The sequence below is a fragment of the Exiguobacterium sp. A1_3_1 genome (assembly GCF_048985645.1).
Taxonomy (GTDB): Bacteria; Bacillota; Bacilli; order Exiguobacteriales; family Exiguobacteriaceae; genus Exiguobacterium_A; species Exiguobacterium_A indicum.
The window spans coordinates 1-17,554 of the sequence record NZ_WBYY01000057.1; the positions used below are offsets into that span (position 1 = coordinate 1).

15 protein-coding genes and 2 pseudogenes are annotated in these 17,554 nt (G+C 48.4%); all 17 read right to left on the minus strand.

What is annotated here, in order from left to right:
- Window positions 1–733, minus strand: a pseudogene (locus F8N00_RS07955) (DNA translocase FtsK); the annotation flags it as partial.
- A gap of 68 nt (window positions 734–801) precedes the next feature.
- Window positions 802–2,466 carry a ribonuclease J gene (locus F8N00_RS07960; protein WP_023468670.1) on the minus strand — a complete coding sequence of 555 codons (1,665 nt, stop codon included), beginning with the start codon at window positions 2,464–2,466 and terminating at the stop codon, window positions 802–804.
- Between the two features lie 153 nt (window positions 2,467–2,619).
- Entirely contained in the window at window positions 2,620–3,282 is a 663-nt protein-coding gene (locus F8N00_RS07965) for a M15 family metallopeptidase (protein ID WP_023468671.1), read from the minus strand.
- Complete coding sequence (locus F8N00_RS07970) at window positions 3,282–4,541, minus strand: peptidoglycan bridge formation glycyltransferase FemA/FemB family protein (protein WP_421018006.1); 1,260 nt, start codon at window positions 4,539–4,541, stop codon at window positions 3,282–3,284. The genes F8N00_RS07965 and F8N00_RS07970 overlap by 1 nt, the downstream gene beginning before the upstream one ends.
- Window positions 4,538–6,001, minus strand: a complete 1,464-nt coding sequence (locus F8N00_RS07975) for a UDP-N-acetylmuramoyl-L-alanyl-D-glutamate--2,6-diaminopimelate ligase (RefSeq protein WP_421018007.1) — start codon at window positions 5,999–6,001, stop codon at window positions 4,538–4,540. Before F8N00_RS07975 ends, F8N00_RS07970 begins: the two co-directional genes overlap by 4 nt.
- A gap of 59 nt (window positions 6,002–6,060) precedes the next feature.
- On the minus strand, window positions 6,061–7,293 hold the full coding sequence (locus tag F8N00_RS07980; protein WP_421018008.1) for a M16 family metallopeptidase: 1,233 nt from the start codon (window positions 7,291–7,293) through the stop codon (window positions 6,061–6,063).
- Window positions 7,294–7,367: 74 nt separating this feature from the next.
- Complete coding sequence (pnp, locus tag F8N00_RS07985) at window positions 7,368–9,587, minus strand: polyribonucleotide nucleotidyltransferase (RefSeq protein WP_023468675.1); 2,220 nt, start codon at window positions 9,585–9,587, stop codon at window positions 7,368–7,370.
- A gap of 138 nt (window positions 9,588–9,725) precedes the next feature.
- Window positions 9,726–9,995 carry a 30S ribosomal protein S15 gene (gene rpsO / locus F8N00_RS07990; protein WP_023468676.1) on the minus strand — a complete coding sequence of 90 codons (270 nt, stop codon included), beginning with the start codon at window positions 9,993–9,995 and terminating at the stop codon, window positions 9,726–9,728.
- 123 nt (window positions 9,996–10,118) lie between these two features.
- Window positions 10,119–11,048 carry a bifunctional riboflavin kinase/FAD synthetase gene (locus F8N00_RS07995; protein ID WP_055968627.1) on the minus strand — a complete coding sequence of 310 codons (930 nt, stop codon included), beginning with the start codon at window positions 11,046–11,048 and terminating at the stop codon, window positions 10,119–10,121.
- Between the two features lie 16 nt (window positions 11,049–11,064).
- Window positions 11,065–11,973, minus strand: a complete 909-nt coding sequence (gene truB, locus F8N00_RS08000) for a tRNA pseudouridine(55) synthase TruB (RefSeq protein ID WP_023468678.1) — start codon at window positions 11,971–11,973, stop codon at window positions 11,065–11,067.
- A 50-nt stretch (window positions 11,974–12,023) separates the two neighbouring features.
- The gene (gene rbfA / locus F8N00_RS08005; protein WP_023468679.1) at window positions 12,024–12,365 is read right to left on the minus strand and encodes a 30S ribosome-binding factor RbfA; all 342 of its coding nucleotides are present in this window, start codon (window positions 12,363–12,365) and stop codon (window positions 12,024–12,026) included.
- A gap of 39 nt (window positions 12,366–12,404) precedes the next feature.
- A complete protein-coding gene (infB, locus tag F8N00_RS08010; RefSeq protein ID WP_023468680.1) occupies window positions 12,405–14,576 on the minus strand; it encodes a translation initiation factor IF-2 in 2,172 nt (723 codons plus the stop codon).
- Between the two features lie 15 nt (window positions 14,577–14,591).
- Window positions 14,592–14,894: a YlxQ family RNA-binding protein gene (locus F8N00_RS08015; RefSeq protein ID WP_023468681.1), complete on the minus strand. Its 303-nt coding sequence runs from the start codon at window positions 14,892–14,894 to the stop codon at window positions 14,592–14,594.
- Window positions 14,887–15,156 carry an RNase P modulator RnpM gene (gene rnpM, locus F8N00_RS08020; RefSeq protein WP_023468682.1) on the minus strand — a complete coding sequence of 90 codons (270 nt, stop codon included), beginning with the start codon at window positions 15,154–15,156 and terminating at the stop codon, window positions 14,887–14,889. The genes F8N00_RS08015 and rnpM overlap by 8 nt, the downstream gene beginning before the upstream one ends.
- A 3-nt stretch (window positions 15,157–15,159) precedes the next feature.
- Window positions 15,160–16,269, minus strand: a complete 1,110-nt coding sequence (gene nusA, locus F8N00_RS08025) for a transcription termination factor NusA (RefSeq protein ID WP_058713731.1) — start codon at window positions 16,267–16,269, stop codon at window positions 15,160–15,162.
- 17 nt (window positions 16,270–16,286) lie between these two features.
- Window positions 16,287–16,754, minus strand: coding sequence for a ribosome maturation factor RimP (rimP, locus tag F8N00_RS08030; protein WP_023468684.1), 468 nt, complete (start codon window positions 16,752–16,754; stop codon window positions 16,287–16,289).
- A gap of 129 nt (window positions 16,755–16,883) precedes the next feature.
- A pseudogene (polC, locus tag F8N00_RS08035) lies at window positions 16,884–17,554 on the minus strand (PolC-type DNA polymerase III); the annotation flags it as partial.

A 17,554-nucleotide genomic window follows, 5' to 3' on the forward strand; every position in this document is an offset into this window, starting at 1 on the left:
TCGTCAACGGTCCTTGTGTCTCCGCTGCTTGCGGTTCAACATGATCCGTGAAACCGATGATCGGAACGTCTTGAATGTTGACGGAAGGATCTTCTGCTTCTTGTTCCGTTTCGATCGGTTCCTCGACAGTTGCTGGTCGCAATGTCTTCGTTTTTTTCTCACGAACCGGTTTCGCTTTCAACTCTTTTTCGACACGAGGACGTGGTGTCCGTTCACGATTGCGAAACTCTTCTGCACGTTCTCGGAGCCCAAGCCACAGCTCTCCATAAAACGATGGGTTTAGTATATGAACGGCCGTTCCGATGAAGAACAGACCAATCAAGAAGGCACCCACGCTCGAAATATAATAAGCTGCGTTTTGATAGAGCCATCCATTGAGAATACCACGTGGTGCTCCGAGCAATAGATCAATCCAGACGACTGAACCCATCAGTAACATCGACCATGCCCATTTTTGAGCACGCGACGCATTCGAGAGGAGTAAAAGTAGCACAGCACCGATTCCACCATATAATAAGGAACCGAACTGACCAATTAACCGCTCTCCTCCATCGGCTAGCGTCAGTCCGACTTTCCCGAACTCCCCGAAAGCGAGAACGAAAGCTAATAATGAGACGATTGCGATGATGGTCGCATATGTACGATACGCAATCGGCTGACGTTGTTTCTTCGCTGCCGGTCGTTTCCGTGGCGGCGTTTTTTTTCGTACAGGTTTTCGTTTCGTCGTCGCCATACGTCATCCCTCCTGATAAAAAAACGGCTCAGTGGACCAGGTATTGGTCAATCTGAGCCGCTCGTTTGTTAAATCTCCATGATGATTGGAAGAATCATCGGGCGGCGTTTCGTCTGTTCATAGAGATAAGCACTCAGTTTATCTCGAATCAACGACTTCATCTCCGTCCAATCCAATTCTCCGTTTAATTTACCTTGTAGTTGTTTCGCAACGATTCGGTTTGCTTCGTTGATCATATCCTCTGATTCACGCATGTAGACGAATCCGCGAGAGATGATTTCTGGTCCCGATACGATCGTTTTGTTTTTCCGGCTGATCGTAATGACACAAAGGACGACACCGTCTTGCGATAACAAGCGACGATCACGAAGGACGATGTTTCCGACATCACCCACACCGATTCCGTCGATCAAGACGTTTCCAGCGTTCACTTTGCGTGACATCCGTGCTTTGCGCTTCTCGAACTCAACGACATCCCCATTCTCGATGATGAAGATGTTGTTCGCATTGACGCCAACCGTCTGTGCGAGACGACTGTGTGCCTTTTGCATCCGGAATTCTCCGTGAATCGGTAGGAAGAATTTCGGTTTGATCAAGTTGAGCATCAACTTCAGATCTTCCGCATGACCGTGACCGGACACGTGTACTTTCCGTTGGTTGTAAATGACATTCGCACCAGCACGGAACAAAAGATCGATCGTTTTCGAAACCGACTTTTCGTTACCCGGAATCGGCGAAGCCGCAACGACGACCGTATCGTTCAAGCGAATATTGACTTGCTTATGTGCGTTACGCGCCATTCGTGTCAAGGCTGCCATCGGCTCACCTTGCGATCCTGTCGTCAAGATGACGACTTGGTTGTCGTCGAGGCGGTTGATGTCAGATAGATCAATCAATGTTTTCTGTTTGAAGCGTAAGTAATTCAAACGCTGTGCCACTTCGACGTTATTGACCATGCTACGACCAACGACCGCTACTTTTCGATTGTTCGCTTCTGCTGCCGCAAACACTTGTTGTAGACGATGAATGTTCGAAGCAAATGAAGCGACGATGACACGACCTGGTGCCTCATAGATGACGTCGTTCAGTTCAGAACCGACGATCGATTCTGATCCAGACATCCCTGGTCGCTCTGCATTCGTTGAGTCAGACAGTAAGCAAAGCACTCCCCGTTGACCAATTGCTGCAATCTTCCCGAAATCCGCCTGTTTTCCATCAACTGGTGTGTAATCGAACTTGAAATCCCCTGTATGGACGATCGCACCTTGAGATGTTTGAATACATACCCCGACTGCATCCGGAATCGAGTGGTTGACCCGGAAGAACGTAATAAAATGACCTGCAACGGTTAATTTCGTCTTGGCATCAATTGGACGAAGATCTGCCTTTTTCAATAAACCGGCTTCTTTTAATTTGTGTTCAATCAAACCGAGCGTCAAACGCGTTCCGTAAACCGGTACTTTTAAGTCACGCAAGACGTAACTGAGTGCCCCGATATGATCCTCGTGACCATGGGTAATGAAAATCCCTTGAATCCGCTCTTTGTTTTCTTTTAAATAACTGATGTCTGGAATGACTTTATCGATTCCAAGCATCTCGTCTCCTGGGAACATTAATCCGGCATCGATGACGAAGATGTCCTCGTCGAGTTCGACGACGTACATGTTCTTCCCGATCTCACCGGCGCCACCAAGAGCAAAGACGCTTACTTTTTCCGTCTTCTTCTTTGACACAACATGACCTCCTATAATTCATATTCACTTTTCGTGAGCCGTCCACTTATCACTATCACTATTCTAGCCGAATTTTCACAATCTGCCAACAATCGGACTAGGAAATCTAAAAAAAACGTCATTCCTGCCACATTACTCCAGGAATGACGTTGATCACGTATTCAACAAATCTTCGACTTCTTCCGTTCGTTTCGCTTTTTCCGAACGGCTTGGACGTTCACCAGCCTTAAGTTCGTCGAGCGAATACCCGAACGTCATCTCAAAATGAGGATAGTCGACGAATCGTTTCCAATCGCCTCCCCATTCGAAACCGAGCGCTTTTCCGATATCAGCGACTTCACGCCAATCACTTTTCCCTGACCGATTCCCATCATACTCAAGATCATATGAAATCTCTCCATTCACGAGCTGAACGAAATCGACAGCGAGTCCATAATTGTGCATCGATTCACCACCACGTGCATTCGTGACGACTTCCCCTGCCTTAGAACGTCCTTGTTCATAAAGCGCGTTCTGTTGCTGAATCGAGCGGTATCCTTGCGTAATCTTGATATCGATATTGTAGCACGAATGCGCAACACGGATCAGATCCTTTGCCCCTGCCTCGACAGCAGGGTGGAGACGCTTCAGGTTCGTCTCGCTTGCATTGATTAAGCGATCTTCCCCCGCTACATCTCGTGGACAACTATCAATCCCGAGCTCCGGTTGATCCATCAAAATCGTCGGCATCCGATTCATGGATGCCGCAAGAAACAATCCAATCGCAAACATCGTCAATAAAAATACGATCCAACCGAAGATTGTTCCCCGTTTCATCAGCGGCGAAGCTTCTTCCGAAGTTTTTGTAGAATCGGTAACCCAGTCTCAAGCAACAGATAGAGCGGACGATTGAGTACATAATCGAACTCACCGATTTTTTCAATCATCCGGCTACCCCAACCAGATTTAAAGGCATAGAGTCCCGCGTAATGATCATCCGGGTCTGTCGAACCACTGACTCCACCGAAGTCATAGGAGAGCGCACCATGTTCTTTCGCATATTGCATCATCGTCCACTGCATCAAGTGGTTCGGCATGAATTCCCGGTACTCGTTCGATGAAGCGCCGTATAAGTAATACGAGCGACGACCAGCAAGCGTCAAAAGACCACCAGACAGGATGACACCGTTTGGATGTTTGGCAGCAATCGTCATCAGTTCCGTCTTCGACTTCTCGGCTTTTTCGATTTGTGCTGTCGTCTGCTCCAAGCGATTGTTTAAGCTCTTTAACTTTTTCTCAGCCGTCTCTTTCTCAAGCTGACGATGAATCTTCGAGAGTTCCTTATCGGCTTGAAGTAATAAGGCTTCTGTATTCTCAAGCGCACGTACGACATCGAGTTTCGTCAAAAACAAGACCGCATCACCTTTTGGATGGAGATGATCGTACAGATTCTCGAAATAATCCAGACCGCGGATCGAGAAACCATCCCGTTCGCCCGTCTCGACCATCAGTTTCGCAAATGTCTTTAGCCCTTCACGATCCGCTTGTTCGCATACGATACCTTTGCGTTCAGCAAGGCGGACGTTGTAGCGGAACTTCGAATGGAAACCGTCGAAGATTTCTTTTTCTGTCCCTACAAGACTCGTCTCCATCGTAAAGCGTGGCTGCGCGTAGTCAAAACCGCCACCGAAGCCATTATGTTTAAAGCCAAGTCCTTGCATCTCCTGCAACAGACCAGGATATTCTTCCCGCTCGACGTTTGGATCAAATTTAATCGCAATTGCCTTCTGTTGTTTTGCGACACGAATCGCTTCGTCACGAAGGGCGCGAAGTGCGTACGTATCCGTATAATCGACGACGAAACCACGCGGTGCATAACAAAGCGTGAACGGTAGCTTCGGTACTTTCTTGAACAAAAGAAGACCAACTCCGGCAATCTCACCGGAAGCCGTTCCGACCGCGATCCGTTCATGTGTCCATCCTGTCGCGCTTTTGACTTCTCCCCATGCTGGAAGCTGGAGTAAGTCGCCTTTGGGATGTGTTTTTACGAATGTTTCAAATTGATCTATGGTTACAACGATTGGTTGATAAGTCACTTCTGTTCCTCCATTTGCCGTATCATCTCTTTGACGATGATTTCCTCATCGAGCGGGAATTTCTCATCCCCAATGATTTGATATTTTTCATGGCCCTTACCGGCTAAGATGACGATATTATCTGGTCGTGCGAGTCGTGCTGCGTAACGCACAGCCTCTTCCCGATCACCGATTTCAACGAACTGATCGTGGGTCATCCCTTCGGCGATGCCGGATGTAATCGACTCATATGCTTCATATCGTGGATCATCCGTTGTGATGACAACGGTTCCTGCGTACGTCGAAGCGAGTTCGCCCATCTTTGGTCGTTTCGTCACATCGCGATTTCCACCTGTCCCGATCAGGAAGACGATCTTTTCCTTCGGTACGTCAACGAGTGCTTTCAGACACTGTTCGATGCCGTCAGGCGTATGCGCATAGTCGACATACACGTTATATCCTTCAATCGGCAAGCGTTGCATCCGACCTTTTGCCGGACGGATTGCTGAAATCGCGCCTGCAATCGTCGCTAGCTCATATCCGCAAGATAAGAGGATCCCTGTCGCAAGCAACAGATTGTAGACGTTGAAGCGACCGATGAAATTCGCCGTGACATCGACTTGTTCTTCCTTGTACAGCATCGTGAACGTCGTTTGTTGAAGCGACTGTTCAATCGCTGTTGCTCGGAGATCAGCTGCGTTGTCGATGCCGTATGTCATGACACGAGCACCTGTCATCATCTCATACAGCTCACTCGTCGGATCATCCGCATTCAAGACCGCGACTTTCTCTGTCGACAGCCGTTGACCGAGTTGTGCAAACAACAATCCTTTGGCACGCGCATAGTTTTCAAACGTTTTGTGGAAATCAAGGTGATCATGCGTCAGATTCGTGAATCCCGCAACGTCGTAATCGACACCCGTTACCCGACCAAGCTCTAATCCATGTGAAGAAACTTCCATGATGACATCTTGGACATCTCCTTCATGCATCTGATGCAGAAAGGCTTGTAACTCGGAGCTTTGTGGTGTCGTATTGCGACTTGGCACGACGCGGTCACCAATCTTGACTTCAACTGTACCGATGATACCCGTCTTCCGACCAAGGTGCGCTAATATATCACGGACGATCGTCGTCGTCGTCGTTTTCCCATTCGTTCCCGTAATACCAATCATCCGCATCTTTTCAGAAGGATAATCATAGAATTTGCCAGCCAACTCGGCAATGGCACGTGATGTACTACGAACAAGAATGACAGGAATCGACACGTCGACCGGTTGTTCCGCGACGATTGCGACCGCTCCTTGTGCTTCCGCCTGTTTAGCATAGTCGTGTCCATCAACAGTATATCCTTTGATGGCGACGAACAATGTTCCCGGTTTAACATCCCGTGAATCGGTCGTGATGGACGTAACGTCCACTTCTACCATTCGTTCGATTTTTTGCGTCTGTATGACTTGAATCAATTCAGCTAAATTCAACGGTATTCCTTCTTTCTCGACATCGTCATTTCATATGTTTCATCTATTCCGTTCTGCTATCATGCTTCCTCTTCTTCGTCTGCCGGAAGAATATAGGCCTTTGCCGGTTCCTCCGAAAAGATGTGCTCAATCAGCCCTTCGATATCCGATGGACGAATCCGTTCGACATACGCTAACACTTCTTCAAGTGATGGGTGACGATGCAGATGCAACTCATTTCGGGCGTTTCGATTCATGTGACTCGATGTGCCTTCGTTCCCTAGAATCAGAGAACCTTTCAGCTGTTCAATCCCATCTTCGAGTTCCTTCGTCGATAATCCATACCGCTTCAAGCGATCGATTTCAGCAGCAAGGACCTGTTCGACCTCTTCGACTGATTCCGGAGACGTGCCGACATAGATCGTGAACGTTCCATGATCGTCAAACGTCGTGTAATAGGAAAAGACTGAATAGGCAAGACCGCGTTCCTCTCGGATGGATTGGAACAAGCGACTCGACATCGTCGCACCGAATGCATTATTGAGTAAGGCGAGGGCAGGCAAACGTGGGTCAGCAGAAGGAATCGCACGGAAATTATAACAAATATGAGCCTGCTCCGTATCCTTTTCCTTACGAATCACACCATTTTGTAACCTTGGCTCTGTCGTCTCGCGTGTCTTCGATCGTGATTCGAGAATCGACATCCGCTCTTGAATCTGCGCAATCAACTCGTCTGAGACGTTTCCGGCAACGGAAATGACGATTTGATCCGGAGCATACGCTTCTTCGAGATATCGTCCGATCATCGCACGATCAATCCGAAGCACACTCTCTTCTGTTCCAAGAATCGGTCGAGCCATGACATCTTCTCCGTAAGCCGCAACAGCTAATAACTCATGGACGAGATCATCCGGTGTGTCATCGTACATCTTGATCTCTTCAATGACGACCTTTTTCTCTTTTTCCAGTTCATCCGCGTCAAACGTCGATTCAAGGAACATGTCCGCCAATACGTGAAAGGCTTCGCCTGCATGTTCATCTAGTGTCTTGACGTAATAACACGTTTGATCCTTACTCGTGAACGCATTAATATTTCCACCAAGTCGGTCAAAGTAAACCGCAATCTCTTTTGCCGTATGGCGTTTTGTTCCTTTAAACATCATATGCTCGATGAGATGACTGATACCATGCTCCTCGATCTGTTCCGTCCGACTTCCTGCTTGAATGAAGATTCCGGTCGCGACGCTGCGTGCTTCCGGCATCCGTTCAACGATCAGTCGAACTCCGTTTTCTAATTGTATCCGTTCGATCATAGTAATTCCTCCAAATATAGGAAACAAGGTGGCTCTCGTTGCATTCTCTGCACCGTCGAGCCACCTTGGATTCATTAGTTACGACGTGGTGGACGTTGTCCGTCACGTGGTGGGCGTGAACCCTGATCCCGACGTGGCGGGCGGTTCTCACGCTCTGTCTTTTTCTTTTCTTCGTATGCAGCACGATCTTCTTCACTTAAGCCTTCGACGAGCAGGACTTTGTGTGAAGCGTTGACGCGTCCTTTGTCATCGATTTCCGTGACACGGACTTTTAGCTTATCTCCAAGTTTGACGACATCTTCCGTTTGACCGACACGGTTAAGTGCGAGTTCCGAAATGTGGACGAGTGCGTCTTTTCCTTTGAACAATTCGACGAATGCACCGAATTTCTCAACACGACGAACTGTTCCATCGAACTCTTCACCGACGACGACTTCACGGACGATATCTTCGACCAATTGACGGGCACGATCGATGCCGGCTTGATCCGTCGAAGCGATAAAGACGGTTCCGTCTTGATCGATGTCGATCTTGACGCCTGTCTCATCGATGATACCGTTGATGACTTTACCACCAGGTCCGATGACATCACGGATTTTATCTGGATTGATTTTGAGTGTGACGATTTTTGGTGCGTATTGTGACAATTCGACACGTGGTTCAGCGATGACCGTTTGCATATGCTCAAGAATGTGCAGACGACCAAGACGTGCTTGCTCGAGTGCTTCTTCGAGGATTTGACGCGTGATTCCGCCAATTTTCATATCCATTTGCAGAGCTGTGACACCTTCGTGAGTTCCAGCGACTTTAAAGTCCATATCTCCGAGATGATCTTCCATCCCTTGGATATCCGTCAAGATCGAGTAATTGTCGCCTTCCATGATCAAGCCCATCGCAATACCAGCGACAGGTGCTTTAAGTGGAACACCAGCATCCATCATGGCAAGAATCGAACCACAGATTGAAGCCTGTGATGAAGAACCGTTCGACTCAAGGACTTCTGACACGAGACGAATCGTGTACGGGAAATCGACTTCATTCGGAAGAACTGGTAAGAGTGCGCGTTCTCCCAGTGCCCCGTGACCAATTTCACGACGACCTGGTGCACGCATCGGACGTGCTTCCCCGACTGAGAATGGCGGGAAGTTATAGTGGTGCATGAAACGCTTCTCTTCCTTCAGACCCAGTCCATCGATGATTTGAGCGTCACCCGCAACACCGAGTGTCGCAACAGACAAGACTTGTGTCTGACCGCGAGTGAACAAACCTGAACCGTGTGCACGTGGTAAGAGACCGACTTCTGAATCAAGTGGACGGATCTCAGCAAGACCACGACCATCTGGACGGACTTTATCTTCTGTGATCAGACGGCGGACTTCGTCTTTGACGAACTTGTTGAGAACGCCTGATACTTCTGCTAGTTGTTCTGCTGTGACTGACTCGTCAGCTGCATACAACTCGATGTATTTTGCGATGACTTCGTTGATGGCAACGTCACGTGCTTGTTTTTCTTCGACTTGAACTGCTTGTGTGACTTCTGCCAATGCTTCTGCTTTCAGGCGATTGACGATTGTCTCATCGAAGCTTGATACCGTGTAGTCGAACTTCTCTTTACCGACTTGTGCGACGATTTCTTCTTGGAACGCGATCATTTCCTTGATGACATCGTGTCCGAGCAAGATCGCTTCAAGCATTGCTTGTTCCGATACTTCCTTCGCACCTGCTTCAACCATGTTGACGGCATGTTTTGTCCCGGCAACTTGAAGGTCGATATCGCTGACTTCCATTTGCGCTGAAGTCGGGTTCACGACGAACTCTCCGTCGACGCGACCGATTGTCACGCCTGCGATTGGACCGTCGAAAGGAATATCCGAGATCGAAAGCGCAATCGAAGCTCCGATCATCGCAGCGACTTCTGGTGAATTGTCAGCATCTGACGAAAGAACCGTCGTCGCGACTTGAACGTCGTGACGGAAACCGTCCGGGAATAGTGGACGGATCGGACGGTCGATCAGACGCGAAGTCAAGATCGCGCTCTCTCCAGGGCGTCCTTCACGTTTGAGGAATCCACCTGGGATTTTCCCTGCCGCATATAATTTTTCTTCATAGTTCACTGTTAATGGGAAGAAATCTAAGTCCTTCGGTTGTTTTGATGCAACGACCGTAGCAAGAACGGCTGTATCGCCGTAGCGAATCAATGCTGCTCCGTTCGCTTGTTTTGCTAATTGACCGATTTCAATCGTTAATGGACGTCCACCGAGTTCGGTCGAAAACGTCTGTTTTGTTTGTGACATGCACAAATCTCCTCTCACTGCTATCCGTTTTTTCATTCAAATCTAATTATGTAGGTTCTTGCGCAAAAAGTCCATGAATCGGCAAAAAAAAGAAACAGGAGACGATGCTCCTGCTTCCCTACCTCGTTCTCGTCGGGATTAGCGACGGAGACCAAGACGCTCGATCAACGAACGGTAACGTGCAACATCCTTGTTACGAAGGTATGTGAGCAAGTTACGGCGACGACCGACCATTTTCAAGAGACCACGACGTGAGTGGTGATCCTTTTTGTGTGTACGTAAGTGATCGTTCAAAGTTGTGATCTGTTCAGTTAAAACAGCAACTTGTACTTCCGGCGAACCAGTATCGCCTTGTTTCGTAGCATATGCTTCGATGATTTCGTTTTTACGTTCTTTTGTGAGTGCCATTGTCACTCCACCTCCATCTTATGAATGACCGTATTCCCGAGCATCGGATGGTGAGACCAGATGCCAAGTGAATCGGCTGTACGTAATCGTACTGACCTATCATAACGAACCCTGTCCGTACTGTCAAACGCTTAATCGTGTATTTGCCTCTTCGCGGTCTCGTGTCAACTGTTCTTTCAATTGATCGATACCATTGAAGGCTTTTTCATCGCGTAAATAAGCAATCCATTCAAGCGTCAATTCTTGACCATAAAGATCCTCATCAAAGTCAAGAAGATGTGTCTCAATACTGACGTCTCCCGTCTCATAAAACGTCGGGCGTCTGCCGACGTTCGTCATCGCTTTGAATCGACGACCGTCCGCTAAGCGAACGAATGTCGCATACACACCAAGTTTCGGTATGACGTAGGCGAATTCTGGGCGCATGTTGGCTGTCGGGAAGCCAATTTGTCGACCGCGTGCGTCACCGTGAATGATCGTGCCTTTGATTTGGTAGGGTTCTCCGAGTAAACGTGCAGCCGGTTCGACTTCTCCTGCAGCAAGTAAACGACGAATCCGGGTTGAGCTGATTTTTTCTGCTTCTTCTTGGAACTCTGCTACAACGGTGTGCGTGAACGTGCCCCGACTATGAAAATCAAGCGTCGTCATTTTGCCAGCTCCGAAGCGACCATAGGAATAATCAAATCCAGCGACGACATGCTCTGCACCGGACGCAATCAGATATTCATCGACGAAAGCTTGCGGTGACAATTCCGAGAAAGGAATCGTGAACTCAATGACGTAAACACGATCGACACCAAGGCGTTCGATTTTCTCTAATTTACGTTCAAGCGGCGTGATGTAGCGGACCGGTTCATCCCCTTTACCAAGTACTTGTTTCGGATGTGGATCAAAGGTCATGACAGCCAAAGGCAGGCGACGAGCCTCCGCTTCTTTCCGTGCTGCTGCGATGACTTGCTGATGTCCGAGATGTACACCGTCAAAAAAGCCAAGTGCGATGACAGCAGGGGCTTTTTGAGGCTGTTCCGGATATGTCAAATGTATGATGTCCATGATGCTCTCTCCGATCTTAATCGATTTGTAGCATGACCTCGACGCGTGCTACCTGTTCTTCTGGAAGACGTCGATATAGCGCTAAAGGTACGTCCTCTTCATTATAGACAGTAAACAGCTCGAATTCGACTGGAATGCTTGTCAGCTTTGCTCCGTTCAAGACACGTTGCGCTGTTGCTGCATCAACCGTCAATCGTGGCCATTTTTGGATGACGTGTTCGATCGGAAGGACGTGTTGCATCCGCTCTTCGACTGTCTCATACGATTCGAGTGTCTCGAGTGTGACGGTGTCCGTCTCAGCAATCGCACCAGAACCTGTCCGGCGTAAGTCGCTCATGTGTGCCGCATAACCGAGTCGTTCTCCGATTTCGACTGCTAGTGTCCGGATATAGGTCCCTTTTCCACATGCGATATCAAGGCGGAAGCGACAAAGACCATCTTCGAACACAAGGTCCGATGTCCGTTCCAATCGATCGATACGGACGATCCGTGTCGGTCGCTCGACTTCAATCCCTTTTCGTGCATATTCGTATAGTTTCTTCCCGTTCACTTTGACTGCTGAATAATACGGTGGCGTCTGTTCGATCTCTCCTGTCAAGGCGCTCAGAATATCAGCGATCGCCTCTTCAGTAATACTTTCGGGTTCGACCGGTGTTTCACGAACGATCTCTCCGTGTGCATCTTCTGTCGTCGTTGCAAAACCGATCGTCACTTCCGCCGCGTAACGTTTTCCTTCATCCGTGATGAAACGGGCAAGTTTCGTCGCTCGACCGAGACAAATCGGTAAGACACCTGTTACTTCTGGGTCAAGCGTCCCTGTATGTCCGACTTTTTTCGTCTGAAACAAGCGACGTAGACGAAAGACACAATCATGACTCGTCATGCCGGCTGGTTTATCTAGTGGTAATACTCCGATGGGTTCCACGTGATGTCCTCCTTGAAAAAAGGCAACCACACGCGTGGTTGCCTTAGGTGTTAATCTTTGTTCAAATTCCGAAGCAACTCATCAATGCGTGATCCGTATTCGACAGAAGAATCGACCTCGAACAATAGTTCAGGTGTTTTCCGCAGACGAATCCGCGATCCGATTTCCTTACGCATGAAGCCTTTTGATTTTTCAAGACCGATGCGCGCATCCTCACGTGCTTTTTCGTCACCGAGGACTGAATAGAAGATCGTCGCTTGTTGCAAGTCTCCTGTCACTTCGACACCTGTGACGGTAATCGGCTTGACGCGTGGATCCTTGACATCCTTGATGAGCAGTTGCGTAATTTCCTTACGCACCTGTTCGGCGACACGATTCGAGCGTAAACTCATGTTTGTTCCCTCCAGTTCGGAAGAATGGATTCCGTTCTGTTACTTCCGTTTGACTTCTTCCATGATGAACGCTTCGATGACATCATCGACTTTTACGTCATCATAACGTTCGATCTTAATACCACACTCGTAACCAGCAGCGACTTCCTTGACATCATCTTTAAAGCGGCGAAGTGTATCGAGTTTTCCTTCGTAAATGACGATGCTGTCACGAACGACACGGACACCTGCATCACGCGTTAACTTACCTTCCGTGACATATCCACCCGCGATCGTACCGACTTTCGATACTTTGATGACATCGCGGACTTCAGCTTGACCGATGATTTTCTCGACGAATTCAGGATCAAGGAGACCTTTCATCGCTTGCTCGATTTCTTCAATCGCGTTATAGATGATCCGGTGAAGACGAATTTCAACCTTCTCCTGATCTGCCATTGATTTCGCGTTACCATCCGGACGAACGTTGAATCCGATGATGATTGCATTTGCTGCTGAGGCGAGGATGACGTCACCTTCCGTGATCGCACCAACACCTGAGTGTACGATGTTAATTTTAACACCTTCGACATCAATTTTCTTCAATGAACCGGCTAAGGCTTCAACTGAACCTTGGACATCACCTTTGATGATGATGTTGAGGTCCTTGACTTCGCCTTCTTTGATGCGGTCGAAGAGATCTTCTAAGCTAACTTTCGCTGAATCGCGACGTTGTGCTTCGATTTCACGTTGGTAACGTGCTTCACCGATTTGGCGTGCTTTTTTCTCATCTTCGAATGCGAAGAATTGATCGCCCGCTTTCGGGACATCGTTTAGACCTGTGATTTCGATTGGCGTCGATGGTCCGACTTCTTTGACACGACGACCGATATCGTTGACCATTGCCCGGATACGACCGAACGTGTGACCGACAACGATCGGGTCACCAACACGAAGTGTTCCGTGTTGAACGAGAAGTGTAGCGACTGGACCGCGTCCTTTATCGAGTTTCGCCTCGATGACTGTTCCGCGACCGTTCATGTCTGGTGTTGATTTGTATTCTTGAACTTCTGAGACGAGAAGGATCATCTCGAGCAATTCGTCAATACCGTCTCCTTTAAGAGCTGAAACCGGTACGAAGATCGTATCGCCGCCCCAGTCCTCTGCAACGAGTTCGAACTCTGTCAATTCTTGTTTGACACGGTCAGGGTTCGCACCCTCTTTATCCATCTTGTTGACAGCGACGATGATTGGAACGCCAGCTGCTTTCGCGTGGCTGATCGCTTCTTCCGTCTGCGGCATGACACCGTCATCGGCTGCAACGACGATGATCGCGATATCCGTGACATCTGCTCCACGTGCACGCATCGTCGTGAACGCCGCGTGACCTGGTGTATCAAGGAACGTGATCTTCTTGCCGTCGATCTCAACTTGGTAAGCACCGATGTGCTGCGTGATCCCGCCGGCTTCGCCTGCAGTGACCTTCGTGTTACGGATCGAATCGAGCAATGTCGTTTTACCGTGGTCGACGTGTCCCATGATCGTAACGACCGGTGGACGCTCAGACAATTCGTACTGGTCAAGGTTCAATTCGTATTGATCAAAGTCCGTCTCATCGACTTGGACAGTCTTTTCGACTTCAAAACCAAACTCTGTCGCGAGCAGTTCGACTGTCTCGTCATCAAGATCTTGGTTGATCGTCGCCATGACACCGAGACCCATCAATTTCATGATCAGTTCATTCGGTTTTTTCGCCATTTTTTCAGCGAGTTCACCGACTGTCAAGTTGTCAGAGTATTGAACGACATTTGCCATCGCCTCTTCTTGCGCCCGGCGAGCTGCTTTCCGTTGACTCGACTTCGAGTTCGGATCCGCAACTTCAAGTTTGCGTGGTTCTGCTTTCTTTTGGTTCGGACGACGTTTGCCGCCACGGTTGTTACGGTTGCCGAATTCTGGGCGTCCGCCTTTGCTGTTACGTGATTGGTTACCTGCTGGTTTGTTTGTACTTCCTGGTCGGTTCGGTTTATTATCTGATTTCACTTGTTTTGGAGCCTCCGTCTTTTGAGCCCGATATTTTTCGGGATTAAATACTTGATCGAGTTGCTGTACTGTCTGTTCATCTAATACTGCCATATGATTCTTGACTGGTTTCTCCAGCTTTTCGAGCTGGGTGATGACCTGCTTACTTGTTACGTTTTGTTCCTTGGCGAATTCGTATACACGTTTACCCAAAGGATCCACCTCCAATTAGTCGTTCGAGAGGAGTTCAGTTAGCTTTTTCGCAAATCCGGCTTCATTGACTGACACGACAACACGCGCATCCTTTCCTAATGCTTGACCGAGAATCGTCCGGTCGGCGACTTCTAGGTAAGGAACCTGATAACTCGTACATTTATCTGTGACTTTCTTACGCGTGGCAGCCCCCGCATCTGCTGCTAAAAGAACAAGCTTCGCTTGTCCTCCTCGTACTTCTTTCAGTACGAGTTCTTCTCCCGTCGTCACTTTTCTAGCTCGATTCGCGAGACCGAGAAGGGATTCCCATTTACTCATTTGTACCTCCCGCGATTTCAAGCAATTCATCGTATAAGGCATCTGTCGTCTTGACCTTCAAATGATGATCAAGCGTCCGTTTTTTCTTCGCCGTCGCAATGACTGCCGCATCTTTCGATAAATAGGCACCTCGCCCATTCATCTTACCATTTAAATCGATGACGACCTCTTGTTCAGGTGTCCGGACGACACGAATTAATTCTTTTTTCGGTTTCATTTCTTGTGTGATGACACACTTACGTAATGGTACCTTTTTTTGCACGAATTATTCCTCGCCTTCGACTTGGACCGCTTCTACTACCGGCTCTTCCGTCGCGAAGACATCTTCGAGATCCATCGCTTCCGCTTCAGACTCGCTCTTGATGTCGATTTTCCATCCTGTCAATTTCGCTGCGAGACGCGCGTTTTGACCACGTTTCCCGATTGCAAGCGACAATTGGAAATCCGGAACGACGACGATTGTCGCTTTCGCTGGTTCGTTGACATAGACTGCAACGACTTGAGCTGGGCTAAGTGCGTTCGCGACATATTCTTTCGGATCATCCGAGTAACGGACGATATCGATTTTTTCCCCGTTTAAATCATTGACGATGCGTTGAACACGCGCCCCTTTTTGTCCGACACATGCACCGACTGGATCGATGTCGTCAGCTGCGACTGCGATTTTCGAACGGTCACCCGCTTCACGCGCCACAGACTTGACTTCGACTTCGCCACTTGAAATCTCTGGTACTTCGATTTCAAAGAGACGTTTTAAGAGACCTGGATGTGTCCGTGATACAAGAATCGATGCCCCTGATCCTTTGACCATTGGATCAACTTTCGTGACGTACACCTTGATGCGATCACGAATCCCGAAACGCTCGTTCGGCATTTGCTCGTGTGTCGTCAAGACAGCTTCGATACCTTCTAGGTTGACGTACAAGTTGCGTGCATCTTGACGCTCGACGATACCTGTCATGATCTCATCTTCACGATCCGCGAAGTGATTGTAGATGCGTTCGCGTTCTGCTTCACGCATTTTTTGTGTGACGATCTGTTTCGCCGTTTGTGCTGCAACACGACCGAAGTCGCCTGGCGTCACTTCGACTTTATGGAAATCGCCGAGTTCATATGTCGGATCGATCTCGTGCGCTTCTTCAAGCGAAAGTTGCTCTTCTGGTTGTGTCAATCGTTCGACGACTTCCTTAAGCGCGAAGACACGGATGTCTCCTGTCTGCTGGTCGAATTCGACCTTTACAGCCTCCGATTCTTTTCCGAAGTTGCGTCGGTACGCTGAAATCAATGCCTGTTCGAGCGCATCGATGATGATGTTCTTGTCAATTTCCTTCTCTTTCGCGATTTGATTGATCGCCTCGAGTAACTGTGGTCCCATCGTTCTCTTCCTTTCCGTCAGAACATTACCGCAAGTCGCGCAAGTGAAATCTTGTCGACCGGTATCTCAATTTTCAATTTTCTTGTTTTGACACGCACTTCGATTTCAAGCATCTCAGGTGTGTACGCGAGCAACGTTCCTTCGAATTCAACCGCATTCTTTACTGGATCGTGCGTTTTGATGTACACATGTTTCCCAATCGCCTTTTCGAAGTCCTCGTCTTTCTTCAGTGGACGTTCCGCTCCTGGACTAGCGACGTCGAGGTAATACGGCTCGTCGATCGGATCATTGTCATTCAATGCTTCCGATAACTGTTCATTGATTTTGACGCAGTCTTCAAGATCTACGCCACCCTCTTTGTCGATGGAGACACGTAGGAACCAATCCGCCCCTTCTTTGACGAATTCAACGTCGACTAGCTCCATCCCCTCTCGTTCGACGATTGGTTTTGCGAGCGCTTCGACCTTTTCCGTTACGTTCGTCATCTTCATCCTCCTTCAAAAAACAAACAAGAAAGGAGCAGGTCCCCCTACTCCTTCCAAGTCGTAGTATAAAAAACATTTCCTCACTCAATATAGCATAGGAAAGCGCTCAAAGCAAGTGTTCCTAAGGGCTTACAAGTCGAACAAGGAGAGCTGATTCTCGTCTGGTAACCCTTCGAGACAGCCTAGGTTATCGAGCGTCTCGATGATCGATTTCGACAATTTGGCGCGTTTTTGGAGGTCTTCCTTCGAGAGGAATTCGCCGCCTTTACGTGCTTCGACGATCTGCTTCGCAGCATTCGTCCCGAGACCTGTCACGGCATTAAACGGTGGTAACAACGTATCCCCATCAATGAGGAATTCCGTTGCACTTGAGCGATAGAGATCGACTTTTTGGAACGTAAAGCCGCGTTCGATCATTTCAAGCGCGATTTCAAGAACCGTGTACAATCCCTTATCCTTCGCCGTCGCTTCGAAACCTTTGTCCTTGATGTCTTGCAAGACTTTCCGAACGGCAGCAGAGCCTTTATTCATCGCACCGATATCAAAATCACCCGCACGTACCGTAAAGTACGAAGCGTAGTAATACATCGGATGATGGACTTTATAATAGGCAATCCGGACAGCCATCAAGACGTAGGCAGCAGCATGGGCTTTCGGGAACATGTACTTGATTTTCTTACAAGAATCGATATACCAGAGTGGCACATCGTTCTCGATCATCGCCTCTTCCATGTCAATCGAGAGTCCTTTCCCTTTACGGACCGACTCCATGATTTTAAAGGCAAGTGACGGTTCAAGAC